This is a genomic window from Candidatus Endomicrobiellum agilis, from assembly GCF_020328115.1.
Lineage (GTDB): Bacteria > Elusimicrobiota > Endomicrobiia > Endomicrobiales > Endomicrobiaceae > Endomicrobiellum > Endomicrobiellum agilis.
Genome location: NZ_JAIXMW010000004.1, coordinates 1 through 25,607 on the forward strand (window position 1 = coordinate 1; position 25,607 = coordinate 25,607).

Genomic DNA, 25,607 nt, shown 5'->3' on the forward strand with positions numbered 1-25,607 from the left:
ATTAGAGGCAACCCATTTCAAAACTGCACATCTTTTTTCCACTCTTCCAAACACCCGCCAGCGATACCCTTGCGGTCTCTTTTCATATTAGCCCCCATAGACTCAACAGCTCCAGAATCATAAACGAGCCATCAATTAAGTTGCCAAGCATAATAAACAATACCACAGGAGTTACTGTACATAGACAGATTACCACGATAGCAATCCTAGCTATTATACTCAGCAACTTGTCCCGATTCATTCTTACCTCTCAGCTACACACTCCCAAACGCAGACTGCAGACAGTTATAATCCCGTGATTATATACAGATTATGCGCATACCAGCCTCGCATTTCCTCTTCCGCATTCCCAAATCAATTTTCAGCCTCCCCTTACCAACGACAAAACGATTATAATGCATATTTCGGGCATTTCCGTGCGTTTTAAGCGTATGCCGTGAAGTTTATCGCCTCACCGCTATGCATATCGCACCGAGTTCGTCTCTCACTGTCTGCATGGTATGCCTCTCTATACGCCGACTTCAAATAAACAGCACATGTGTGGTTGTATAAACAGCAACGTCTTTGCTTTGAACACGTGTTGTTTGTGGTTATACGGCATGTATAACCACAACAACAAAGACAAACGGCTTCTGCTTTTAATAAAAAGACTTCTTTAACAGCAAAGACAACAACAAACGGCAAAGGCAAAGACTTTCGCCGTTAACAAAAAAGACTTCTTTTGTGACTGGTTGTGTCGGTTTGTGTGACACAACCTAGATACACCGCAAAAGTTTCAGTCGCCGACACAGAAGGTTGTATAACAACCAAACAAGCAGTAAAGCTTATTATAGGGATATATCTAAACAAGCTGTACACTACACAAGCCCTACACGAACCAATTAATTGGTTCGTATACAACCTACACACAAGAAAGCTACAAGGGTCGTTTGCCGTTCGTCTTTTTGGCAGTAGTGTGCCTGTTTCAAAAGGCACACTGCAACTGCCTATTAAATATATATTAAGTATATATTAAAAACATTAACTTCTTGATTTTTCTATTTTCTCGAAAACAACAGCATCAGTATTCACAGATAAAACTTTCAAAATATTAGTTTTTTTGTTATACAAAATGATACACGCATCAAAACGCCCGTGAAATACTTTTTCCGTGTCGCACAGTAAGAGTGAGAAACTAATATAACCTTTATCTTTAAGTTTTTTTTGCAACTATGTCATTTTTACAGACATAAATACGCACAGACACAGCCGCAACTATCAATACAAAAAGAATAAGAATTGATATTTTAATTATCTTTTTTACCATTTGAAACATACCAATTCCACGTATCTATAATTTGAGGACACATCCACATACTGTTGTTAACAACGTACTCCATTTTTTTTATAAGCGCTTCGAAGAAGGCTTTATTTAAATCATTCTTTGCCAAATTCCGTATTCTTTTTGCGTATTTCCACTTTCTATCGCGTGAAACATAATCCGCAACAAAGATTATTTTTTCGAGAACACTCATATTTTCTCTTCCGAGAGTGTGGTTTTTTATCGCATTTAAAATATCTTTGTCTTTTATTTTGAATTTTTCCCTGGCGACATTTCCGCCAGCGAAAGAATGTAAAAGATGAGGCGAAAATTTAGATATATCTTTGAAATATTTCAAAGTTTTATTGCGCTTTTTGAAAAAATCAATAAGTTCTTTATCAGTCATAAGCTTTGCACAATCATGCAAAAGCCCTGCAGTTCGGGCTTTTAGTGTATCGTTTGAACTGTGTCTCGATGCAAGGTCTGCCGCAAGCATTGCGACATTATAAGAATGCTCAAGTTTTTTAGGAGTTAAATTTTCAGATAAATAATTAAATATTTGTTTTTCAATGTTTTTACACATATTGTTTTCTTATTTTTATGATATTCATCATGTGAAATTGATGTTTAACGCCACTGTAGGCAAAACTAATTTGAGACATAATCGCGGGTTGACACTGTAGGGATTACATCACATCTGGCGTCGAATGTAAATTTTGACATAAGTTCTAAATAAATATAATAGTGCTTTATATGTTGTTGCCATAGGCAAGCTTAAAGATTGTCTATCGCGATGACGTGATAAACAATTTTTATTTATACAGTCCGTTTTGAATTATGTAATTATAAACCTTTTCGCTAAGCAGCGGAGCTGCTTTTTTGTGATCTTCTTTTATCAGTTTTCTTATTATTGTAGAAGAAATGTCTTCTATCCCCTTGTCTATAAAGACGCATCTGTCTAGATATTTTACATTCTTGTTTATTTCAATTCCCGCCCTCTTTGCCACTATAAATTTATAACGACTTGCCAGATAATCTATATTCTTCCAAGTGGGTAAGTCTAAAAGAGAATCCGAACCTATAACCATATATATTTCATCTGCGGGATGTAAATTTTGAAAATAGTCCAGCGTCTGGTATGAATACACTGTTTCCAGCTTTTGGGCTTCATAGAGACTGATTTCAGCTTTTTGTATATTCCCAGCGGCAAGTTTTAGCATAGAAATTCTGTCTTTAATGTGGGCATATTGTTTTATTTTATGCGGTGGAGTATAGGCTATAACAAAAATCAGCTTTTTTAAATCAAGAGATTTAAATGCGAGTTTTGCAATTTGAATATGCGACTTATGAACAGGGTCAAAAGATCCGCCGAAAATTGCTATTTTATCCATTGATGTTTCCTATAGCTTTGTTTTCAATCCATCCTGTAAGACTTTCATTCCCATATCTGACTTTTATATTATTCCAGTCTCCGCTTTTAACTATTACAGATACAACTTTTCCTGCTGGAATTGTAAAAATATCAGTATCGTTTTCACTGGGACCACTTCTGACATTTGATGTGTAGAGGACAACTGCTTCTTTTAATACAATTTCATTGTAAGCTTTTAAAGCAAAAAGCGGTATGCATATAATCAAAAAAACAACTAAAACTATCATAGTTTTTTTTAATATTGGCTTTCTTTTTATGATAAATAAAGACAGTACCGCAAAAAGCAGAATTACAAAAGCAGCAGATACTACAGTTATTTCATTTAGAGAAAAATACTGTAGAAAGGTATCTGAAAAATTTTTTTGACGAACATGTTCAGCAACAGCATTGAGATAATCAGCATTATTTCTTATTTCTCTATCACGAGGAGCAAGTCTTAACGCTTTTTCTATATTTAAAATTGCTTTGCCAATATTTCCATTTCTATAGTATGCATTTGAAAGATTATAAAAAATATATGGATTATTTACTTTTTCTATTTTTATGAGACTTTCATATATTTCAATAGTTTTAGAGAAGTTGTCTCTTTTGAAATTTTCTTCAGCATTGTCTATTTGCGTTTGGTGTATGTTTTCAGCAAAACAAATACTGAAACACAGACAAACAGTGATAAATCCTAAAAATTTTTTCATATTTGCTTTAACCTTAATTGTCATTGTTTTGCGCCCAAAATAGCAATAAAAATATTCTTATTATCATTTAAGATTTAATACTATAGTAGGTAAATCTTATTGCTGTTTCTATTAAATATATCTTTTTGAATGAATTTATGTATTTGTTTTGTAAAACTTCTTTGTCGTCTTTTGAAGTTTTGATGACTTTGTTCAAAGAAACCAGTACCCATTGGTCTAAATTATTTGAAGACCGAATATAAGTTAAAGAACCATATTATGATTCTTTATTTTTTTCGAAAAAATTAGAAAGATATAAAACAGGCTTTGATCAGTATTTTAAATCTACGAACTGAAGAGTTACAAGGATTTTGCCTATTCTGCCGTTGGTGTCGCAAAAAGAATATATTATCCCAAATTGATAATGCCTAATACAATTTTTATTAGATATAGTATATCTAAATTTTTATTATACTAAAATTTTCCTAAATCAGTAAGTAAACATGAAAACTTCTCTTTATAGTAAGAAATAAAAAATGCGTTTGTTAAATTAAAACTGCCTACTTAGATTTTGGTTTTTTCTGATTTTTCTTGGAAGTTTATACCTGCCTCCTACATTGACCTTCTCTTAATATAATTCCTTAGATGAAAAAATCGGACTATTTGAGTAGAAAACTTCCCAATTTGCTTTTTTTATTTAAAAATTTTAGATTCCGAATTTATGGTCTACATTTAGTCAAAATATAGCCAAGTATCCATTTACTGTTCAGAAATAGACATCAGCATACTATTTGTAAAAAGTCGTATTTTAAATTTGGTGTCAGACAAAAAGGAAGCTCATAGTTGTCTTCCAAAGCGAAGGAGTATGTTCCATTTTTAATAGGGATTATAACAATTTCTATAATTTCTATAATTTCTATAATTTCTATAATATTATATTCTAGATTTCCTTATTAGAAGATGTTTCTTTTTCTCATACAACTCCACTTCTTATAAGTTCATCATTATATTATGAAATTTGTCTGTATGAAATTTTTATGATATTATAAAGGCAGATTTAAAATTTTTGAAATTTTGTGGGTGCTTCACCATAGTTTTTTTTATCCACATGAGGCTGAGAGAAGGATTGAGTCCTTTAACCATTTGAACCTGATATGGATAATACCGTCAGGGAATATAAAACTTGTGCTTTATAATCCCTTTAGGTGTATTTCCTGAAGGGATTTTTTTATTGCCAGTTTCATTGGAGAGGCTATATATGAGCAAAGATATTTTCAATATTGCAGGTATGGAACTTAAAAGTAGAATCTTTATAGGAAGCGGCAAATTTTCAAACAATGAACTTATACCGAAAATAATAGAATCTTCACAAGCACAGGTTATGACTGTCGCTGTAAGAAGATTTGATTTTCAAAATCCGAAAGAAAACATTTTAAGTTATATACCTGAGAACGTACATATAATGCCAAACACTTCAGGGGCAAGAAATGCTGACGAAGCAGTACGGATTGCGCGTGTTGCGAAGGCAGCTGCTAAAACGAATTTAATTAAAATAGAGATAATAAATGACAATAAATATCTTCTGCCTGACAATTATCAGACTGCAAGAGCATGTGAAATACTTGCAAAAGAAGAATTTAAGGTTTTTGCGTATATGAATGCGGACTTATATGCTGCAAGGGACATGCAAAATTCCGGGGCAACAGCAGTTATGCCTTTAGGATCACCTATCGGAACGAATAAAGGGTTAAAAACAAAGGAAATGGTAAAGATTTTGATTGAAGAAATCTCATTACCGATAATAATTGATGCGGGAATCGGTAAACCTTCTGATGCTTGCGAATGTATGGAAATGGGATGTGCCGCAGTTATGATAAATACCTCAATCTCTTCAAGTTCGGATCCGGTTCTAATGGCTGAAGCTTTTAAAGATGCGGTAAATGCCGGAAGGAAAGCGTTTTTGGCAAAACTCGGAGTCGTATCAGACAGAGCGAAAGCATCGTCGCCGCTAACAGGTTTTTTGAACTAACCTTGCTATATGCTTCTTTTGCATTGCAATCTTTAGATAGGAATCCATCTTTATTTACTATACTGCGGCGACTATATTGGTGAGGTATCCAGTCTTTCCGTATCTTCTAAGATTGCGTCGTATCAAAAAAAAGTGACTTAACGGCAAAGATATAGCATATAAAAAGGAACAAATAATAAATTATGACTTTTTACGATATTAAACAACAATATGATACATTTGATTTTGAAAACTATATTGCCAAAGTTTCGGATATAATGGTCAAAGATTCTATACGAAAAGAAATTTTAAATAACATGGATTTTTTGAATCTTCTTTCTCCGAAAGCTCTAAGCTATATTGAAGAAATGGCACAAAAAGCGCATGAAATATCAGTAAAACATTTCGGAAAAGGTATACTTTTATATGCTCCGTTATATGTTTCAAATTTCTGCATAAATAACTGTGCTTACTGCGGTTTTTCAACAAAAAACAAAATAAAACGCAGAGTTCTTTCTTTTGAGGAAATTGAAGAAAACTGTAAAATAGTTTCAGACTATGGCATACGACATATACTTCTTGTTACCGGAGAAAGCAGCGTAAAAACCCCATTGAGCTATTTGAAAAAATGCGTTGAGATGTTAAAAAAATATTTTAATGGCGTCGATGTAGAAATTTATCCTTTAAACGAATCCGAATATAGAGAACTTGCAGATGCTGGAGCTGATGGACTGACAATTTATCAGGAAACTTATAATGAGCAACTTTACAAGCTGCTTCACACAAAAGGAGCAAAATCAGATTACAAGTACCGTTTGGAAACATGCGAAAGAGCAGGCAGAGCAAACTACAGGAATTTAAATGTAGGAGCGTTGCTAGGACTAAATGATTTTGTAAGCGAAGTATTTTTTGCGGGTATTCATGCAAAATATCTTCAAAGGAATTTTCCATCAGCAGAAATAGGTATGTCTTTCCCTAGATTTCGTCCTGCTGTAGGAGCATACAAGCCTAAAATCATAATATCTGATAAAAATCTTATTCAGGCAGTTTGCGCAGTTAGACTTTTTATAAATCGTATAAACATAACAGTATCCACTCGCGAGAGCGGAGAATTGAGAAATAATTTAATACCTTTAGGTATTACAAAAATGTCAGCAGCATCAAGCACCGAAGTAGGCGGTTATGCTGAAAAAGAACGGTCTATCGGACAATTTAAGATAAACGATACGGCTACGGTTGATGAAGTAAAAAGAATGATATATCAAAAAAACTATCAACCATTAATGAAGGACTGGACAATACTGTGAAAAAACAGATGCCAAAAGGACTATACGCAATAACGGCGGAAAATTTTTCAAATGGAAAAAATAATATTACTGTGGTAAAAGAAATGCTTGATGCGGGAATAAAAGTTCTGCAATATCGTGACAAATATAAAACGAAACTTGAAAAATTTAGGCAATGTGAAATTATACGCAGATTGACTTTAGATTATGATGTTTTTTTTATAATAAACGATGATATTGATATGGCTTTATCTCTTCAAAGCGAAGGCGTTCATCTAGGACAAGACGACTTGCCGATTATAAAGGCAAGAGAAATTGTCGGAGATGACATAGCCATAGGAATATCAACTCATTTGCCGAAGCAAGCGCTTCTTGCTGTAGAAAACGGAGCTGATTATATAGGTGTGGGACCTATATACAAAACTTTTACAAAAGATAATGTTGTAGATCCTGTAGGGCTTGAGTATTTGGATTTTTGCGTAAAGAATATTAAAATTCCAAAAGTTGCAATAGGCGGAATTAAACTCTCAAATCTTCTAGAAATTTACAAGTATAATCCCGAAAATATATGTATGGTGACTGAAATAACGGCATCAGGAAACATAGAGTTTACTATTAAAAAGATAAAGGAGACAATAAATGATTACTATTAAAGTCAACGGAGAAAACAAAGAATTGGAAAAAAGTACGGACATAATTAATTTTCTAAAAAGTAATAACATTGATCCTATAGGAGTAACAATAGAACATAATTTTGAAGTTATCAATTCAGAGAGTATTCCAGGAATTATGCTCAAAGACGGAGATACTCTTGAAATATTGAGATTTGTAGGAGGCGGATGAGATGAAAAATAATCTTGAAAGATACCAAAGACAGCTATTACTTAAAGATATAGGAGAAGATGGACAGCAAAAGCTTTTTGATTCAAAAGTGCTTGTATGCGGAGCGGGAGGACTCGGAAGTCCTGCGCTTACATATCTTGCAGCGGCAGGCATAGGACATATCGGTTTGTGTGATTTTGACGTTGTGTCTCCGAGCAATTTAAACAGGCAAATTCTTTATACTCCCACAGAACTGGGAAAACAAAAAGCGGAAATCGCAAAAACAAAACTTGAAAAATTTAATCCCGACGTTGAAGTTACGATATATTCGCAAAGACTTACAGAAGATAATGCTGGCGATATTTTTAAAAATTATGATATTTTAATAGACGCTGTGGACAACTTTCCAGACAGGTACTTAATAAATGCGTCGGCTTATAAAAGCTCCATGCCTTTGGTATGCGGTGCGGTATGCGAGTTTGAAGGAATTTTAACAACAATAGTGCCAAAAGAAAATACAAGCTGTTTTCAGTGCATATATCCTTTTAAGCCGTCAACTGATTTGACATCAAAAACATTCGGAATATTTGGAGCAATAGCTGGAATAATAGGATCCATGCAGGCTTTAGAGACAATAAAATTTATTTTAGGACTGCATTGTCTTAGAAATAAAATTTTGATTTTTAACGGTATCGAAAATACATACAGAGTTAAAGATGTGGTAAAAAGAAAAAACTGTAAAATTTGCCAATATTAACATTTCATAGGATTTGACTATATTGGGGCTTTAAGGTATAATTTTAAGTCGTCTATATTCTATATACATATGAAAACAAATATTTGAAGAGGAGTGCGGCAATGGCAAAGCTTAAAACAGGTAGGCATACATCTGCTCTTAAAGAAGCAAGAAAAACAATAAAAAGAACTGCAAGGAATTCAGCAATAAAAAGCAAAATAAGAACTTCAGTAAAAAAAGTTGAAGAAGCCGTGAGAAATAAGGATGCAAAAGCCGCTCAAGAACAATTGACTGTAGTTTTCTCAGAATGGGATAAAGCAGCAAAAAAAGACGTAGTGCATTTTAAAGCGGCTTCAAATCAGAAAGCGAGACTATCTAAACTCGTAGCAGGAATGGTAAGATAGTTTTCAATAAAATCTAAAAGACACCGTTTTATTTTTTTGATAAAACAGTGTTTTTTTTCTTAGCACCAGGTATTTAAAAGTTAGTTAGCGTAAAGGATAAGAGTATCTATTTGCATATAGATAATATAGTTTTCTCCAACGCTGATGTTGCGTCATTGCTTCCAGTTTTAATTGCAATATCGGCTTCTAGTATAATTTTTAGACTTTCTTTTAATGTTCTTGCACTGTGTTTTTTTAAATTTGTAAAAAAAGTTCCTGCATAAAAACTATGTATTCTGAGTGTTGAGGCAGTTTCAACGGCGGATGTACTTTGTTCTTCAATCATACTTTTTGCGCTCAGCATTTTCCTTACAGCTAAAGAAATTGCAGAGAGAATCATCATAGACTCTTCGCCTTCTTTTAAAAGTTTTTCCAAAACAAACATAGCCTTTTTTAAATCTCTCGCTTCTATGTTGGAAGACAAGTCGTATATATCTGCTTCTTTTGTATATCCGCTAATTTTTTCTAAATCCTCTTGCATTATGTCTTTTTTATTTCTTCCCGCAAATAATGATAATTTTTCTATCTCATTTGAAATGTTCAGCAAATCATTGCCATTTTCTTCAATGATTCTTGAAATTACACCATATGAAACCGCTTTACCTTTTTTGGCAAATTCATTTTTTATAAATTCTTTTACCTTATTTTCATATTGCTTCCTGCAGTTTACAGAAATACAGTTTTCTGAAGCAATACATTTATTTATAAATTCTTTTCTTTTTACAACGGTTTCTTTCTTATAATTATCAATGTACAAGAGTATAAGACACGATGTTTCAATTATGTTTGATAAATATCCCGTAAGTCTCTGAGCATCAGTTGCTTTTATCTTATTGACATCTTTAACGATAACCATTCTCCTCTCGCTTAGAAAAGGAAGTGTTTGAAGAGCATTTAAAATGTCCTCTGCAGAAGATTCAGTGGCATAAAAAATCTCCTTGTTTAAATTATCTGCAGCGATAAGTTTTTCTATTTTATCAAGACACATATTTATAAGATAAGGTTCTTCGCCTGTAAATAAATAGGCAGGCGATATTTTTTGGGAAGATACTAGTTTATTGAAATCCTGAACTTTTAAAATGGTCATAAAAGTATATTTGAGGTTTTTAACTTTTTTCGCTTTATTGCATTTACTTCAGTCTTGACTCATAGTTTGCGATTTGTTGTTTTATTTCTAAATATAATACTTGAATGCAATTTCAGCGAAGAAAATATTTTAGCTTTTAGGGATTATTCGTTTGCGCAGTTTAAAAAGTATTAATAGCGCTAAAAGTAGTCCGGCACATGCACTTACGAATAAATCACCATATTTTGTATAAAAAGTTTTAAAATCATTTTGGAGAAATTTACCTGTAAGCAGAACATTTTGTGATGACGAGGTTTTTTCAACGATTACGCCTGATGCTTCAACTATGCCGGAAATCCCAGAATTCGCAGATACTATAACGGCTTTGCGGTTCTCAACTGCTCTGAATATGTTCATAATAAAATGCTGATGCGGCGCAGCGGTGTTAAAAAACCATGCATCGTTTGTATGATTTGTAAGAACTTTTGCTCCGGAAAGAACAAAGTTTCTTGAAATGTCCGGAAAGAAATTCTCGGAACATATAGTTGCTCCGGCGTATATTTGACCATTGTCAAAAATGTCCGTGTCTTCACCTTTGGCAAAGTCTCCCATTTGGGTCAAAACACCAAAAAACTTTGAAAGCAGAGTTTTAAGCGGAATATATTCTCCAAAAAGCACTAGGTGATTTTTTTTATGCACCGCTTTATAATCACCACTGCTTTCGAAAGCCAAAGCAGCGTTAAATTGTCTATAATTTTCATTATATGGAGAACCGATAATATTGAAACTCCCCGTTGTCTTTACTATGTACTTTGTAATGTCATATAATTGTTTGTCTTCGGGAATAAAACCTGGAAGCACAGCCTCTGGCCATATAACCAAATCGGGTTTATTTTCAGCAATTTCAGAAGCATATTTTTTAAGATTAAATAAAATATCGTCTTTATAAAACTGATCCCATTTTTTATCCTGATCGATGTTGGGCTGTACAATGGCAACAGTAAATTCCTGATCGCCGAAAAATCTAAACTTATAAGTTCTGACTGCTCCAAATATTGAAAACGTGATTATAAGTGCCAAAGCTGTATATAAATATTTATTTCCTTTTTGCATTGAAATCCAAAAATAAAAACACAAATTGCAAAATATTATAAGAAAAGATACGCCGTACACGCCAGTAAACTCGGCTACTTGTATGATTTCAGTGAATTTAAATTGAGAATACCCAATAAGCATCCATGGGAAACCGGTTAAAAAATATGTTCTTATATACTCAAGCAGAACCCACATACATGCACTGAAAAGAATTAGAATAACGTTTGAATACGAATTATCTTGCAAAGTTTTGCGCAGAATGTTTTGTGAGAAATTTAGATATAAACACCACATCCCCCAGTACAACGCAAGATATATCCATAAAATACAAGCTGCTATTAATGCCTGTATATAAGAACCGGTATTGAACTGAAGCATCGGAACAAGCCAGTAAAGCCCTACCGCGTTAAAAACAAATCCAGAAAGAAGTCCATAAAAGAAAGAACCTTTTAATTCTGATCTGATTGTTACAAAAATAAGCGGAACAAATGCTATCCACGCTAAGAAAAATAGATTTATTTTAGGAAATGCACAGACTGCCAATAACCCTGTTATTATGCAGAATATAATTTTTTTTAAATTCATATATATTAAATTTTGTAAACTTCAGCTGTCATCTCAAGTGATACCTGAAGTAGCTCTTTAGCAATAAAACAATAAAATATTCAGTTCCATCAATCTGATAAATTTAAATTTTGGACATATAAATTGAGGATATACAGTTGTTGTGTCTTCTGTCACATTATTATTGCAAGCTTGAAATGGAAATACTTTCAGCTTGTTTGTTTTTTACCGATTTAAGTAAGGATAGGCACTTTACGCGTTTACCTGCCGCAACATTTTTTATACTTTTTTCCGCTTCCACACGGGCAGAGAGCATTTCTTCCTATCTTATTTACATTTCCAGTTTTAATCTGCTTAATTTTACCGCCGTCATTCTTTGTAAAATCAGGACTTTTTTGGGGTAGATTTGAATCCTGTGGATTTATTATTACTTCTTGAGACTTTGTATCAATCTGAACTTTAAATGTATACTCTACCGTATTTTCCCTTATCCTTTTCATCATGGATTCGAACAAGGCAAAAGATTCTTTCTGGTATTCGATTTTCGGATCTTTCTGTGCATAAGCCCTAAATCCAATACAGCGCCTTAGCTGATCAAGTTCGTATAGATGATCCCGCCATGAAGAATCTATCATTTGCAAAAGCACCATTTTGTGCATACTGGACATCAACCCCAGCGCAATCTTTTCCTTTCTTTTTTCATATACTTCAAAAGCTTTTCCGGTAATATCGGATTGAACGAATTCTCTGGTTATATTATTCATTTCGTTTTTATTTTTAATTTCATATTTGATACCAAAAGTTCTAAGCAACCATGCTCCTATGCTTATCCAATCCCATTCTTCCGCATATTTTCCGACAGTCCATTCAGTAATTTTTTCTTCTATTGATTCATTTATCATATCTTTAATTGTATTTGTTATGTCTTCTCTGTCGAGAATCCTGTTTCTCAACCTGTAAACAGCTTCCCTCTGCTTATTCATGACATTGTCAAAATCTATAAGTTGTTTTCTTATGTCAAAATTCATTCCCTCAACTTTCTTCTGAGCATTTTCTACAGCTTTTGATACCAATGTATGCTGTATATCTTCGCCTTCTTTTAAGCCTAGTTTTTTCATCATTATAGATATTTTATCGGAACCGAAAAGACGCATAAGCTCGTCTTCCATAGAAAGGAAAAATCTTGAAGATCCCGGATCTCCTTGTCTGCCCGAGCGACCTCTCAACTGATTATCTACTCTTCGCGATTCGTGTCTTTCCGTGCCTATTATGTGAAGTCCGCCGTATTTTTTAACTTGTTCATTTTGAATTGCATCGCCCGCCCCAAGAATAATATCAGTTCCCCTGCCAGCCATATTTGTGGCTATTGTGACCGCACTTTTTGCACCTGCACCTGCGATAATTTGAGCTTCAAGTTCGTGATACTTGGCATTTAAGACATGGTGTGGAATACCCTTTTTTCGAAGCATTGTCGCAATCTTCTCGGATTTTTCTATTGATCTTGTTCCCACGAGCACAGGCTGTCCTTTTTTCCATAAAGATTCAATTTCACTTACTATTGCGTTGTATTTTTCTTTTTCAGTTCTGTATATAACATCTGGGTAATCTTTTCTTATCATAGGATTATTTGTCGGCACTTCAACTACACCGAGCTTATAGATTTCCCAAAATTCCTCAGACTCCGTCGACGCGGTTCCAGTCATGCCCGCGATTTTTTTATACATTCTGAAGAAATTCTGAAATGTTATTGTCGCAAGTGTTTGATTTTCCTCTGCAATTCTTAGATTTTCCTTCGCTTCAATCGCCTGATGAAGTCCGTCAGACCATCTTCTCCCCGGCATAAGTCTTCCAGTAAATTCGTCGACAATGATAACCTCGCCGTTTTTCACTACGTACTCTACATCTTTACGGTACAAATTATGGGCTTTTATAGCCTGCGTTATGTGATGCACCCACTCAGACTGTAAATCATCGTAAATATTTTTTATTCCCAATATTTTTTCCGCTTTCTGAACGCCCTGTTCTGTTAGAACCGCCGAATGGTTTTTTTCATCGATGAGATAATCGTACCCTTCTGCCAAATCAATGTTGTCATATTTTGCCTTTATTTCTTCATTTTCTGTAATTTTTCTACCTTTAAGTCTAGGGATAATTCTGTCTGAAACATAATATTTGTCTGTTGACTGTTCGCCTGCACCTGAAATAATAAGAGGAGTTCTTGCTTCATCTATGAGAATTGAATCAACTTCATCTATAATCGCATAACTTAAAGGGCGAAGGACTCTGTCATCCTTCGCGATAACCATATTATCTCTTAAATAATCAAAACCAAGCTCGTTATTTGTGACATAAGTTATGTCGCAGTTGTAGGCTATTCTTCTCTCTTCGGTTTTCGTTTCTTGCCCCACACTGCCTACTGTAAGTCCGAGTTTTTCATAGATTGGACTCATCCACTCTTTATCTCTTTTTGCAAGATAATCGTTGACTGTCACTATATGGACACCAGTCTGAGGTAAAGCATTGAGATAGGTGGCAAGCGTAGCGACTAAAGTTTTACCCTCTCCGGTTTTCATCTCGGCAATCTTGCCTTTATGAAGAATATATCCTCCTATGAGCTGCACATCAAAATGCCTTAACCCTATTGTTCTTACCGAGGCTTCTCTGACGCATGCAAAAGCTTCGGGTAAAATATCATCTTGAGTTTCTCCTTTTGAGAGACGCTCTCTAAATTCAACGGTTTTTGCTTTCAACCCACTGTCTGTAAGTTTTTTTATAGAAATCTCAAAAGCATTAATTTGTTCAACTATCGGTTTTATAGCTTTTATATCTCTTTTGTTTTGGGATCCAAAAATCACGCCTAAAATGCTTTTTAACATATCTTGATATACCCTTTATTAATAATTGCTTATTTCGTTGATTATATAATTTATTTGACTGCTTTTACAATTTACCGATATACAGGTTTTACAATATTGAGATTGCAGGTTTTGCCGTTGTGAAATCCTCTGTAGGCAATAGCCAGAGATAATTTAAATTTTTTATTTTTTACTTTGTAGCGCTTTATCCTATGCTATGAATTTTGAAATGATTTGATTAAAAACGAAAACATATTCTTTGGCAAGTTTTATTTTGCCGTTTTTCATTTTCAGCAAATTGTTCTTCAAACATTCCGATAACGCGTTATGGTGTTTAGGATTGTTAAAAAAATTAATATCTATTCCTTCGTTTAAAAGCCTTAGTCCGAGCATAATAGTTTCTGTTTTATAAAGTTTATCACATATATACTCATTTTCTATTTTCAAAAGTGACAAATTGTCGTGTCGTTTGGAACAATATTCTTTCTTTTCTTGCAATAACAAACACAACTCAATATATTTTTCAATATTTTCAGTGTTTTTATATCTTCTTTTTTCCAAATATCCTGCGGCTCCAGCACCAAGACCTATGTATTCAAGATTGCGCCAGTAATTTGTATTGTGAACAGATTCTTTTTCTTTTTTAGACCAGTTCGAAATTTCATAATGACTGTATCCGTTATTTGCCAATATCTCTGTAGTTTCGTCGTACATATCTCTTTGAATATCATCGTCTGTAATTATGTCGTTTTTGTAAAAAGGAGTGCTTTCTTCTATTGATAATGGATAAAGAGACAAATGTTCGCTTTTAAAGAGCAAAGTTCTTTTCAGAATTTGTTCCCAGTCTTTTAATGTCTGATTTGGCAGACCGTATATTAAATCAATGTTGATATTGTCAAAACCTTCTTTTCTTGCCGCATTGTAAACATCGCAAAAATTTTTAAAATCGTGTATTCTTCCCAAAAATTTAAGAGGTTTATCTTCAACGGATTGAAGTCCTATACTTAATCTAGTTACTCCAAATTGTTTGAGAAGACACAATTTTTCTTTTGAAACCGATTCGGGATTTGCCTCGAATGTGAATTCTTGTACTGCCGACAAATTGAAAATAGCATTTAACGCTTGTAAAAGTTTTTGTATTTGTTTTAAAGATAGTACTGATGGTGTTCCGCCTCCGACATATATTGAAACTATTTTTTCATTTTTAAATTGTTCTGCGTGTTTTATTAAAGCATCGATATATTTATCTGCCAAACCAGCATCATATTTTACCGAAAAAAAACTGCAATAAGGACATTTTTGTTTACAGAATGGAATATGTACGTATAAACCTAGCATATCAAAAGTTATTTTTCTGTTCCCGTATATAGTCGAGCTTAAACCAGCGTTATTCAGCGTCCCGCCAGTAAACAAATATTTCCAGCGCCTTTATTTCTTTTACGGTTTTTAACAAATCTGGCATAATGTTCATAAGCTGCTCTTTTATTGTTCATTCGTACCCTTAGTTTGCCTTTAGCGGACGACAAAGAGACAGCTGCCTCGACTGGAGTGAGTTCAGCCGTGTAAAATATCTTTTCCTTCGGAAGTGATTCTATGATGGGATTGTCTTTCCACTGAAATAGCACGCCGTTCTTACCACCGCAATAACAAAACCAACCCAAATGACTCTCTATGTAACCGTTATTTCTTCTCTTAGAAGAGAGGTATCACGAGAAAGTTCTCTTTTAAAGTATTTCTTGTCTTATTATCTTTTGTAGCGCATGCACAAAAGGAACAAAAATAAGATAAAGTGGTTTGAACATCTTTTGCTTGAGTAACAGTGTTACCCGGTGAATTTTGTTTTTGCCAGTTTAGATGTGTCTTTAAACAATTCCGCTATACCGCCTATTGAAGCTGTGACACCGGCAGTTTCTAAAGGCAGGAAAATTTTGGTTGCCTGTCCGTCGGCAACTTTACCAAGCGCTTCGAGATACTTAATAGCAATAAGGTCATTGGTCGGTTTACCTTCGTGTATGGCGTTATAAACTACTTCAATTTTATATTTTTCAGCTTCCGCAACTTTTCTTATTGCTTCAGCTTCGCCAGTAGCTTCTAAAACCTGTTTTTCTTTTACAGCTTCTGCATCAAGGATGACAGCCTGTTTTGCGCCTTCCGCTTTAAGAATCGCAGCTTGTCTTAAGCCTTCGGCTTCTAAAATATTTGCTCTTTTTTCTCTTTCGGCTTTCATCTGTTTTGACATGGCGTCGGTAATGTCTCTGGGAGGATCAATTTTTTGTATTTCAACCCTTGTAACTTTTACGCCCCATTTATCTGTAGCTTCATCCATTACAACTCTCAGCTGAGTATTAATTTTCTCTCTTGATGTAAGAGTGCTGTCCAATTCCATATCGCCAATTACATTTCTCAAATTTGTTTGTGCAAGTTTTAAAGCGGCAATTGCAAAGTTTTCAATATTATAAACTACTTTTACGGGATCTGTAACCTGAAAATAAATGATGGCATCCACAATTACGGAAACATTGTCTTTTGTAATAACACTTTGCGGAGGGACATCAATAACGCGCTCTCTCATATCAACTCTCAACATTCTCTGAAATATTGGAATAATAATATTTGCTCCAGAAGCTTTTGTACCTGTATATTTGCCTAAGGTTTCAACAAGTCCCTTTTCGTATTGTCTTACTATCTTTACAGAATTCGCTATAAAAATAACTATAAAAGCTAAAACTGCCCAAATAAGCACTGACATTCTGCCCTCCACTTTTATTTATATTATGCTATATTTTTTAAACTAGGTGAAAATATTTCTCCTAAGTCCTCAAGACGCTTTGAACTCTCAAAAGCGATATTTTTTCATGTCATTTTTTAACTGTAAGAGTTGTTCCGTCTATCTTTTTTATTTTTACTATTTCACCTACTTCAAGTTCAACATCAGATTCAGCTCTCCATATTTCGCTTAAAACTTTTACAAAACCGATTTTTGAAGGTGTTATCCTTTCAGTAACTACGGCTACCATTCCTATAAGGACGTCAATATTTGAATTTACAGTTTCGGATTTATTTATCATTTTTTTAAATATCGGTCTTATAAGATATAGAGATAATATGGAAGTAACTATAAAAATAACAAACCCGATCCAACTTGAAATGCCAAAATAAGCTGCCAATGCTGCAAAAACAGAACCTACCGCAAGGCAGATGAAGAAAAAAATCGACGGCGTTGCTATTTCAAAAATTATAAGAACAACCGCAATTATAAGCCAAGAAGTCCAAGTCATATTATCCTCCAACGTTTAACTGGCCAATATAAGAACAATGCTTTGCCCTTTATGTATTTATCGGGCAGAGGTCCCCAAAAGCGTGAATCAAAAGAAAAATCTCTGTTGTCGCCCATCATCATATAATGCTTTTTAGGAACAATAATAGGCCCGAAATTATCTCTTACAAAAGACGTGGGAACTGAAATAAATTTGCCTTTTTCCCAAGCGTCCTGATATTCTCTCTGAGTATTGAATAAGTTGAATTTTTGAAAAACCATATGATCGCTAAAAGTTGCGTATGCTTCTTCGACGCGAATGTTATTTATATACAATTTTTTATCTTTTATTTCAACTACGTCGCCCGCAACAGCTACGCATCTTTTTATGTAGTCTTTTTTTGTTCCAGATTCTCTTTCGGAGATTGGCAAAGCTTCAGGCGGGCACTGAAAAACGACAATGTCTCCGCGTTTTATATTTTCTAAAGCTGCGTACCGCTTTCCGCTGTTAGTAAATGGAACATGAAAACCGTAAATAAATTTATTTGCAAAAAGATGATCACCCTCCAAAAAAGTTTCTCTCATGCTGCCTGATGGAATTTTGAAAGCCTGTATAAAGAAAAACATAATAAAAGAGGCTAACATAAGGGCACTCCAGCCCGTATCAATCCATAAATAAATGCTTTTAAAGAGTTTTTGTGATGACGGAGTCTTAAAAAGTTTTTTTATGGCGAGCATAAGCATAGCTATTGTAAAAAGGACACAACCTGCAAGAAAAAGTTTCAGTTCCATGATCATAATAATAAGCCTCTTTTAGTAAAACGACAAACCTCTGGCGACAGTACGGATTGTCACAGTGACTGTACAGTCCTGCAGTGATGCAAAGCGTATATTTCCTGCATATTTATTATTCATCTATTTTTAATACTGCGATAAAAGCTTCCGGTGGTATATCCACTTTGCCGAACTGTCTCATTTTGCGTTTGCCTTCTCTTTGTTTTTCAAGAAGTTTACGTTTTCTCGTTATATCGCCACCGTAACATTTTGCAAGAACGTCTTTACGCATTGCTGATATGGTTTCTCTGGCAATTATTTTATTATTTATTTTTGCCTGTATAGGGATTTCAAACATGTGTCTCGGGATAATGCCTCTTAATTTTTCGGTGAGATAATGTGCAACAGATTGTGCTTTGTCTTTATGAGCTATGACAGTAAAAGCGTCGACAACTTCTGCATTTATCATAATTTCAAGTTTTAACAAGTCGCCAAGCTGCGAATCAATATGCACATAATCAAAAGAGGCATACCCTTTTGAAGCTGATTTTAGAGCGTCATAAAAACCGACAATAATTTCTGCAAGAGGCATATGATATTTAAGTATCACAATTTTGGTGTCCATATATTTCATCAATGTTTGTTTTCCTCTTCTTTTCTGGCACAGATCAAACATGGAACCCAGATAATCTGTAGAGCAGATTATCGTTGCTTCAACATAAGGCTCCCATATTTCCTCAATATCTGCAATATTCGGAAATTTTGCAGGATTATCTATTGTAATAAATTTACCTTTATACTTTACTTTATACACGACATTTGGTGCTGTAACCAAAAGATTCAAACCAAACTCTCTTTCAAGTCTTTCTTTAACTATTTCTAGATGCAGAGACCCCAGAAACCCGCACCTGAATCCGAAACCTAAAGCCACAGAAGTTTCAGGGAAATAGACAAGTGAAGAATCCGAAAGTCTTAGTTTTTCTAAAGCTGTTTTTAAGCCGTCATATTCAGACGTACTGTTGGGATAAAGTCCTGCAAAAACAAAAGGATTTATTTCTTTGTATCCTTCATGTAGATGCTTTGTTGGATTTGCGCTTTCAACAATCGTATCACCGATTTTTATGTCGTGTATGTCTTTTATTCCTGCAATTACATATCCGACTTCGCCTGATGAAAGTTCATCAGATTCAATCATTTTTATTTTCATATATCCGACTTCAAGCACTTCATATTCTGCATTAGATGCCGTAAATCTCACTTTCATACCCTTTCTTATTTTCCCGTCAAAGACTCTTATAATAACTATAACACCTCGATAGGAATCGTAGAATGAATCAAAAATTAAAGCTGACAAAGGTTCTTCTTTTACGATTTTTGCTGAGGGAACGTTTGCGATCACGGAATCAATTATCTCGCTTATGCCTATGCCTTCTTTCGCACTTGTAAGTATAGGTTCTGCATCAATTTTAAGTCCTTCCTTCATCTGCTCATAAGTGCTGTCCACGTCGGCAGTAGGCAAATCTATTTTGTTTATCACCGGAATAATCTTAAGTTTTGCATTTCTTGCAAGCATAGTATTTGCAAGTGTTTGAGCTTCTACGCCCTGTGTTGCATCAATTACCAAAATCGCACCCTCGCAGGCAGCGAGAGATCTTGACACTTCGTAAGTAAAATCTACATGACCGGGAGTGTCAATCAAATTGAGTATATACTTTACACCTTTTCTATCTGTATAATCCATTCTCACAGCTTTGGCTTTTATAGTTATTCCCCTTTCTCTTTCAAGATCCATGCCGTCAAGAATCTGATTTTTCATTTCTCTTTGGGAAATTGTACCGGTATATTCAAGAAGCCTATCAGCAAGCGTACTTTTACCGTGATCTATGTGGGCTATAATGCAAAAGTTCCTTATATTGGACATTATTATTTTTTCCTTAAACACAACCTATTTGCTGAAAGCTTTATCTTTCGCATATGGTAAATAAAAAGACAATGAAAATAGCAGATTTGGGTAAAATCTCAGATTAAGTTTGTCCGAAATGACGACAAAAAATATAACAATAACGCATATCTTAAGTAGAAACATCCAGAAATATTTAAACATCTTCCATCTTCGAAAGAGAAGAGAGAAGAAATATATTATTGTATTTGAATGGTGCTTATAATCTTTGAAATTGAATCTCTATCGCCACATTTTAAAATTTCTTCTGCAACTTCTTGGACATTTTTAAAAGATATGCTTCTTATAACTCTTTTAATTTTCGGGATCTGTGCTGATGCTACGCTAAACTCATCAAGTCCGAATCCCAAAAGAATAGGGGCATAGTACGGATCGCTTGCCATTTCGCCACACATACCTACGCCAATTCCCGCTTTATGACTTTCATCTATAATATGTTTAATAAATCTTAAAATCGTAGGATGCAGGGGGTCATAAAGACTTGCAACGTTTTCGTTTACTCTGTCAACAGCAAGCGTATACTGTATTAGATCGTTGGTCCCTATCGAAACAAAGTCAACTTCTTTGGCGATAGCATCGATTATCATAGCGGCGGACGGTACTTCTATCATTGAACCCACATCCATTTCTTCGTCGAACTTTATATTTTCTTTCTTTAAATCTTGCTTTACTTTTTCGAGGATTTTGTTTGCTTCATGAAGTTCGGTAAGCGTCGATATCATGGGATACATAAGTCTGATTTTCCCATAAGCCGATGCTTTCAAAATACCTCTTAACTGATTAATAAAAATGTCGGGATATTTAAGGCAGAGTCTTATAGCTCTTAAGCCTAGAAAAGGGTTTGCTTCCCGTTCCATATTTAAAAGACCCATTTTTGTAAGTTTGTCTCCGCCCAAATCAATGGTTCTTATGATGGTTGGGTAAGGTGACATTGCTTCTGTGACTTTAGAATATTTTTCAAAATGCTCTTCTTCCGACGGCATAGTATTGCGGTTAAAGTACATAAATTCTGTTCTGTAAAGTCCTATGCCCGTAGCACCGCTGTCTAATACTGTCTGTACTTCGTCGGGATTATCAATATTTGCAAAAATTAAAACTTTGTGGTTATCGATTGTTTCAGCTGGTAAATCCTTTAATTTTTCAAGTTTTTTTCTTATTGCAAACTGTACGTTGTATTCTTTTTTATATTTTACTAAAGTTTCCGGCGATGGATTTAAGATAACTTCGCCTTTGTTTCCGTCAACAATTATAATGTCGTCAGCTTCTACCTGCGAGGATATTACTTTTAAACCCGCAACAGCAGGAATTGCAAGTCCTTGAGCGACAATTGCCGTATGTGAAGTTTTTCCACCAATATCCGTAGCAAAACCTTTGACCAATTTTTCTTTTATCGTAACAGTATCACTGGGAGTTAAATTGTGGGCAACCACTATTGAATCTTCATTCGAGTTCGCAAGAGTTTTTCTTTGTTTGCCAAGGAGATTTCCTATTATCTTCTTTCCTACGTCTTGAATGTCGAGTTTTCTTTCCCTGAAATAATCATCTTCTATGGTTTCGAAAGAACGAACAATTTTATCTATAATTTTAAAAATTGCATATTCTACATTGACGCCGTCATCTATAAGTTTATCAACATCTTTTCTTATTGTTGGATCTTCTAAAATTAAGAGATGAACATCGGCTATCTGTGCATAGTTTTTGCCAAGAACGTTGTTAATTTTATCATGGGTTATTTTAAGTTCAGCTTTAGTTTTTTCAATGGCATCGTTTAAACGCTTTTTTTCATCTTTCCTCGCATTCTCAGGTATTTCTTTGCGAATGAGGCAGATATCATCATTTTCAAGAAGAAAAACTTTACCAATGGCAATTCCCGGTGATGCCGCAACGCCTTTGATGATAATGTCTTTTTTATTAGGCATTTTCTCTCCTATTCACCAAATTTAGATTCAAACAAATTTTCAATCGCAATTAAAACTTCATTTTCATCGGGACCATCGGCGACAAAGTTCAATTCGCTTCCTTGCCCTGCAGCCAAAGTCATAACACCCATAATGCTTTTTGCATCAACTTCAAAATCATCTTTTAAAATTTTAACCGTAGACTGATATCCGTTCGTAGTTTGCACAAGCATAGCTGCAGGTCTTGCGTGTAAACCCATTTTATTTGAAACAACAATAACTTTTTTTTTCATCTTTTACATTCCTAAATATGACATTATAATACATGTCAATATTACGCCGTAAAACAGAGGAACTGAGCCAAATTTCTTTGATACAAGAACTGAAAGCGCAAGCACAGCGCTATATTTAAATACAATTTGTATATTAGCTCCGGAAGACACACTTTCAGGTCCAAATCCAAAAACTTTTAAGTATAAAAATAATACGGTGATAGGAATTATAACTTTGCCAAGGCGACCCATTTTCCACAAGAACTTAAAATCAAGTTTTGATAAATTGGCAATATTTTTTTTGTCAAATAGAAAACCCATAAAAATAAGACGATATCTTATGAGAATATGCACGGCATTATAGAGGGAAATAAACACTAAGGGAACTAAAACACCATACGCTGCAAATCGACTATCTGGTGCTTTTAAAATAATCAGTATAAATATGCTTATAAGTGCCATTAAAGGTCTTAATGTCCCCCAAAAAAATGAATCGCCTATTGCGGCTAAAGGTCCTTCCATTACGCTTTTAATCATATTTACTTCGGAAACTTTTTCGCTGCAGTTGCCTTTAGCTATTTCCTTTTCCATGTTTGCGATAACTATAATTATCATGTTAGACATATAAGGATGCGTATTAAAAAATCCTGTATGTCTTAAAAGAGCTTCCTTCCGTTTATCTTCACTCAAATAAATTTTATATAAAAAAGGTTTCAACACAAATAAAAGTCCAATGTTTTGCATTCTCTCATAGTTCCATAATGCCTGTAAAAAAAGTGCCCTTAAAAACATTTTGGAATATATTTTAATCATCCCAATGACTCAAAAATAGAATTTTTATGTTTCTACGACGGTTGTGGAAAAACCTTGGCGAGTTCCAATTTCGGCGTGGGTGACGATGATGATGATGGTGGTGATGGTGATTATGGTGCTTCAAGAATAGAGGCTTTACATTTGTGAGATTGTATATAACCATCCCCAAACCGGCTATGGGCAGTAGATACCAAGCCTTTTTAAAACCGATAAGAATGGGTTCCGGAAATTGTAAATAGATGCCTTTATATATCCATCCGCCGACAACCATTGCAAATACGTAAAACAGAAATGCTCTTGCAACAAAAAAGAACACGCCTACAATTATGCCTAGGTTTATTCGTCCATACTTTTCGTTTTGTATTCCTTTCTCCACCCAGTGCATTATCTTAATATTAAAATTTCTTCCAGAAATGTCTATTCCTCTGTATAAATATGCGAACGGTATAGCTAAAATCAAACCCCATATTGCAGCTTCCTGTGAATTCATAAAATATTTACAAACCCAGAAAGTAGATAAAATGCCTATAGGAGAGGCATCAATAGGAACGGCTACGCCCATAGGTATTGCATTTATCCAAATCATTTCTGCTATCATTCCTATCCAAAGTCCTGTACTGATATCACTCATAAAAAAGCCTATGAGAGGAGCACAAAATATTGGACGGCATATCATGAATTGTCCAAACGCAATTATGTCCACAGTACACAAAGCTGCAATAAACGCAAGAAAAACAATATTTTCCATTAGCGTATCCATTATTATTTAAAATTTATATCGCTCCAAAAGAAATTTCTTTGAGTTTTCCATGATTAAAAATAGTACACTTTACAAATATTGCAACTACTGTGTCCGCGACAAATTCCGTCATATTTGCTATCTGAATTTAAAATCATTTCCATTGTATCGCCTGATAAATTTTTTTAAAAGCACAATCGAAATTTTCATCTGTCTGGCAAATTGTGCGTAAAAGCGAAAAAGATAAATTTATCTTCGTTTTACCGCTTGCACATTGCTTTATATTCTCTTTCTATCAGAGGTATGATATTTATTCTCTCGTCTTCAGGGAGAACACGTCCTTCTATTTCAATAGCTCTAATACATATTTTGTAGAGATTTTCCACATCATTGTCGTTTACACAAAGATTATATAAAAGCTGTCTTTTCCCGCTTATAAAATGCATTCCACCGATGTTTACGGACTTAAAATTTGCTCCGTTTTCTATCATATATAGTATGTCAGATGGACTTACAGCCAAGACCATTACTCTTTCTTTATTGTATTTTCCGCTTATAATTGCATTTGTCGCATCTTTCGGGCTTTTTATATCAAGTTTTATATTGTGCGGTACGGCCATAGCCATAAGCATCTGCTGCATAGTATCCTGTACAACTATATCTGAAGCAATTAATATAGTGTTAACATCTATTGTTTTCAGCCAGCCTTGCACTATCTGTCCATGTACCAGTCTGTCGTCTATTCTTACCAAAACTATAGGCATTATACCCTCGTTTTATTCAACAAATCAAAGCTTAAGTCTTTATCCTCGTATACTCTCACAGTCTCATTCCTACCTGTTACATGACTGTGGGCTACATATCTTAATTTCCCCTCTCTGAGTCTGATGCCATTATCTTTAATTCGTTTTGTAATGGCATGATATAGAGAGCAGTGAGAGAAAAATATTTTTTTATTTTTTGAATAACATTTTTTTAACATTTATTATGCTTTTTTGTCCATCAAGTAAAACCTTTTCCACTAAATCTGAAACAGCTTTCGCATTTTTATTTGAAGATATCGCAGATAACACCATAGGAAGATTGACGCCGGAAAGAATTTCCGTATTAAAAGATCCGCATATTGAGGCCGAGGCATTGCAGGGAGTTCCTCCAAACATATCAGTAAGCACCAAAGTTCCATCTTCATCATCTATATTTTTTAAAAGATTACTTATTCTTTCCTGCATTTGTGCTAAACTGTCATTGTCACTTTTTTTAATAACATAGAGGTTGGACTGTCTCCCAGAAATAAGCTCTGCGGAATTTACCAGTTCCTGTGCCAGTTTCCCATGTGTTGCGATAACAATTTTAATCATCTTTCAGATTCTCCTGTGCAAAAAAACAAAATAAAAAAACTTTCTTTACAGTTTTAACGCATGTTTTATCGTTTTAAAATTTATAAATCGCATATTTTTTTTCATACATTTTTGCAAGTTTTCTGAAGGAGTCGTCCCTTTATTTTTGATGGCACGATCAAATATTCTGTACCGTGATTAAAGTTTTATATCGACACTGCACAATCTGAAAGTCTATAATCTTGATTCTCGATTCTCGTAAAACATACATCATAATGTC

At 34.3% G+C, this 25,607-nt stretch carries 25 protein-coding genes and 1 riboswitch; of the genes, 7 read left to right on the forward strand and 18 right to left on the reverse strand.

The window, feature by feature from the left end:
* Positions 1–745: 745 nt before the first annotated feature.
* Positions 746–1,015: a hypothetical protein gene (locus LE179_RS03020; protein ID WP_374128893.1), complete on the forward strand. Its 270-nt coding sequence runs from the start codon at positions 746–748 to the stop codon at positions 1,013–1,015.
* A 271-nt stretch (positions 1,016–1,286) separates the two neighbouring features.
* Here LE179_RS03020 and yqeK read toward each other — a convergent pair whose 3' ends face one another.
* The 3 genes from yqeK to LE179_RS03035 form a co-directional block, all read right to left on the reverse strand.
* A complete protein-coding gene (yqeK, locus tag LE179_RS03025; protein WP_374128894.1) occupies positions 1,287–1,883 on the reverse strand; it encodes a bis(5'-nucleosyl)-tetraphosphatase (symmetrical) YqeK in 597 nt (198 codons plus the stop codon).
* Positions 1,884–2,112: 229 nt separating this feature from the next.
* Positions 2,113–2,691: a nicotinate (nicotinamide) nucleotide adenylyltransferase gene (gene nadD, locus LE179_RS03030; RefSeq protein ID WP_374128895.1), complete on the reverse strand. Its 579-nt coding sequence runs from the start codon at positions 2,689–2,691 to the stop codon at positions 2,113–2,115.
* Complete coding sequence (locus tag LE179_RS03035) at positions 2,684–3,448, reverse strand: SH3 domain-containing protein (RefSeq protein ID WP_374128896.1); 765 nt, start codon at positions 3,446–3,448, stop codon at positions 2,684–2,686. The genes nadD and LE179_RS03035 overlap by 8 nt, the downstream gene beginning before the upstream one ends.
* Positions 3,449–4,469: 1,021 nt before the next feature.
* A riboswitch (TPP riboswitch) is annotated at positions 4,470–4,594 on the forward strand.
* A gap of 67 nt (positions 4,595–4,661) precedes the next feature.
* On the opposite strand from LE179_RS03035, the gene LE179_RS03040 reads away from it, so the two are divergent.
* The 6 genes from LE179_RS03040 (at position 4,662) to rpsT (ending at position 8,659) form a co-directional block, all read left to right on the forward strand.
* Entirely contained in the window at positions 4,662–5,432 is a 771-nt protein-coding gene (locus LE179_RS03040; RefSeq protein ID WP_374128897.1) for a thiazole synthase, read from the forward strand.
* Between the two features lie 182 nt (positions 5,433–5,614).
* A complete protein-coding gene (gene thiH / locus LE179_RS03045; protein WP_374128898.1) occupies positions 5,615–6,718 on the forward strand; it encodes a 2-iminoacetate synthase ThiH in 1,104 nt (367 codons plus the stop codon).
* A gap of 8 nt (positions 6,719–6,726) precedes the next feature.
* The gene (gene thiE, locus LE179_RS03050; RefSeq protein WP_374129008.1) at positions 6,727–7,350 is read left to right on the forward strand and encodes a thiamine phosphate synthase; all 624 of its coding nucleotides are present in this window, start codon (positions 6,727–6,729) and stop codon (positions 7,348–7,350) included.
* Positions 7,337–7,540, forward strand: a complete 204-nt coding sequence (gene thiS, locus LE179_RS03055; protein ID WP_374128899.1) for a sulfur carrier protein ThiS — start codon at positions 7,337–7,339, stop codon at positions 7,538–7,540. Before thiE ends, thiS begins: the two co-directional genes overlap by 14 nt.
* Before the next feature lies 1 nt (position 7,541).
* The gene (locus tag LE179_RS03060) at positions 7,542–8,276 is read left to right on the forward strand and encodes a ThiF family adenylyltransferase (RefSeq protein ID WP_374128900.1); all 735 of its coding nucleotides are present in this window, start codon (positions 7,542–7,544) and stop codon (positions 8,274–8,276) included.
* Positions 8,277–8,377: 101 nt separating this feature from the next.
* Positions 8,378–8,659 carry a 30S ribosomal protein S20 gene (gene rpsT, locus LE179_RS03065; RefSeq protein ID WP_374128901.1) on the forward strand — a complete coding sequence of 94 codons (282 nt, stop codon included), beginning with the start codon at positions 8,378–8,380 and terminating at the stop codon, positions 8,657–8,659.
* A 106-nt stretch (positions 8,660–8,765) separates the two neighbouring features.
* On the opposite strand, the gene holA is transcribed toward rpsT, so the two are convergent.
* From holA to LE179_RS03140, 15 genes are all read right to left on the reverse strand, one after another.
* Positions 8,766–9,785 (reverse strand): DNA polymerase III subunit delta, encoded by a 1,020-nt coding sequence (gene holA / locus LE179_RS03070; protein ID WP_374128902.1) that lies wholly within the window; start codon positions 9,783–9,785, stop codon positions 8,766–8,768.
* Positions 9,786–9,914: 129 nt separating this feature from the next.
* Positions 9,915–11,444, reverse strand: a complete 1,530-nt coding sequence (gene lnt / locus LE179_RS03075; RefSeq protein ID WP_374128903.1) for an apolipoprotein N-acyltransferase — start codon at positions 11,442–11,444, stop codon at positions 9,915–9,917.
* 239 nt (positions 11,445–11,683) lie between these two features.
* Positions 11,684–14,299, reverse strand: coding sequence for a preprotein translocase subunit SecA (gene secA / locus LE179_RS03080; protein ID WP_374128904.1), 2,616 nt, complete (start codon positions 14,297–14,299; stop codon positions 11,684–11,686).
* A gap of 189 nt (positions 14,300–14,488) precedes the next feature.
* Positions 14,489–15,691 (reverse strand): radical SAM family heme chaperone HemW, encoded by a 1,203-nt coding sequence (gene hemW, locus LE179_RS03085; protein WP_374128905.1) that lies wholly within the window; start codon positions 15,689–15,691, stop codon positions 14,489–14,491.
* On the reverse strand, positions 15,670–15,939 hold the full coding sequence (locus tag LE179_RS03090) for a hypothetical protein (protein WP_374128906.1): 270 nt from the start codon (positions 15,937–15,939) through the stop codon (positions 15,670–15,672). The genes hemW and LE179_RS03090 overlap by 22 nt, the downstream gene beginning before the upstream one ends.
* 161 nt (positions 15,940–16,100) lie before the next feature.
* Positions 16,101–17,027 (reverse strand): SPFH domain-containing protein, encoded by a 927-nt coding sequence (locus LE179_RS03095; RefSeq protein WP_374128907.1) that lies wholly within the window; start codon positions 17,025–17,027, stop codon positions 16,101–16,103.
* A 109-nt stretch (positions 17,028–17,136) separates the two neighbouring features.
* Positions 17,137–17,556 carry an NfeD family protein gene (locus LE179_RS03100; protein WP_374128908.1) on the reverse strand — a complete coding sequence of 140 codons (420 nt, stop codon included), beginning with the start codon at positions 17,554–17,556 and terminating at the stop codon, positions 17,137–17,139.
* Positions 17,553–18,332 (reverse strand): signal peptidase I, encoded by a 780-nt coding sequence (gene lepB / locus LE179_RS03105; RefSeq protein ID WP_374128909.1) that lies wholly within the window; start codon positions 18,330–18,332, stop codon positions 17,553–17,555. The genes LE179_RS03100 and lepB overlap by 4 nt, the downstream gene beginning before the upstream one ends.
* A gap of 109 nt (positions 18,333–18,441) precedes the next feature.
* On the reverse strand, positions 18,442–20,229 hold the full coding sequence (gene lepA / locus LE179_RS03110) for a translation elongation factor 4 (protein WP_374128910.1): 1,788 nt from the start codon (positions 20,227–20,229) through the stop codon (positions 18,442–18,444).
* A gap of 218 nt (positions 20,230–20,447) precedes the next feature.
* Positions 20,448–22,187 carry a phosphoenolpyruvate--protein phosphotransferase gene (gene ptsP, locus LE179_RS03115; RefSeq protein WP_374128911.1) on the reverse strand — a complete coding sequence of 580 codons (1,740 nt, stop codon included), beginning with the start codon at positions 22,185–22,187 and terminating at the stop codon, positions 20,448–20,450.
* Between the two features lie 8 nt (positions 22,188–22,195).
* The gene (locus tag LE179_RS03120; protein ID WP_374128912.1) at positions 22,196–22,459 is read right to left on the reverse strand and encodes an HPr family phosphocarrier protein; all 264 of its coding nucleotides are present in this window, start codon (positions 22,457–22,459) and stop codon (positions 22,196–22,198) included.
* A 3-nt stretch (positions 22,460–22,462) separates the two neighbouring features.
* Positions 22,463–23,251 (reverse strand): PTS system mannose/fructose/sorbose family transporter subunit IID, encoded by a 789-nt coding sequence (locus tag LE179_RS03125; RefSeq protein WP_374128913.1) that lies wholly within the window; start codon positions 23,249–23,251, stop codon positions 22,463–22,465.
* Complete coding sequence (locus LE179_RS03130; protein ID WP_374128914.1) at positions 23,244–23,999, reverse strand: PTS sugar transporter subunit IIC; 756 nt, start codon at positions 23,997–23,999, stop codon at positions 23,244–23,246. The genes LE179_RS03125 and LE179_RS03130 overlap by 8 nt, the downstream gene beginning before the upstream one ends.
* A 251-nt stretch (positions 24,000–24,250) precedes the next feature.
* Positions 24,251–24,754 carry a PTS system mannose/fructose/N-acetylgalactosamine-transporter subunit IIB gene (locus LE179_RS03135; RefSeq protein WP_374128915.1) on the reverse strand — a complete coding sequence of 168 codons (504 nt, stop codon included), beginning with the start codon at positions 24,752–24,754 and terminating at the stop codon, positions 24,251–24,253.
* Between the two features lie 189 nt (positions 24,755–24,943).
* Positions 24,944–25,348, reverse strand: coding sequence for a PTS sugar transporter subunit IIA (locus LE179_RS03140; RefSeq protein WP_374128916.1), 405 nt, complete (start codon positions 25,346–25,348; stop codon positions 24,944–24,946).
* Positions 25,349–25,607 lie beyond the last annotated feature (259 nt).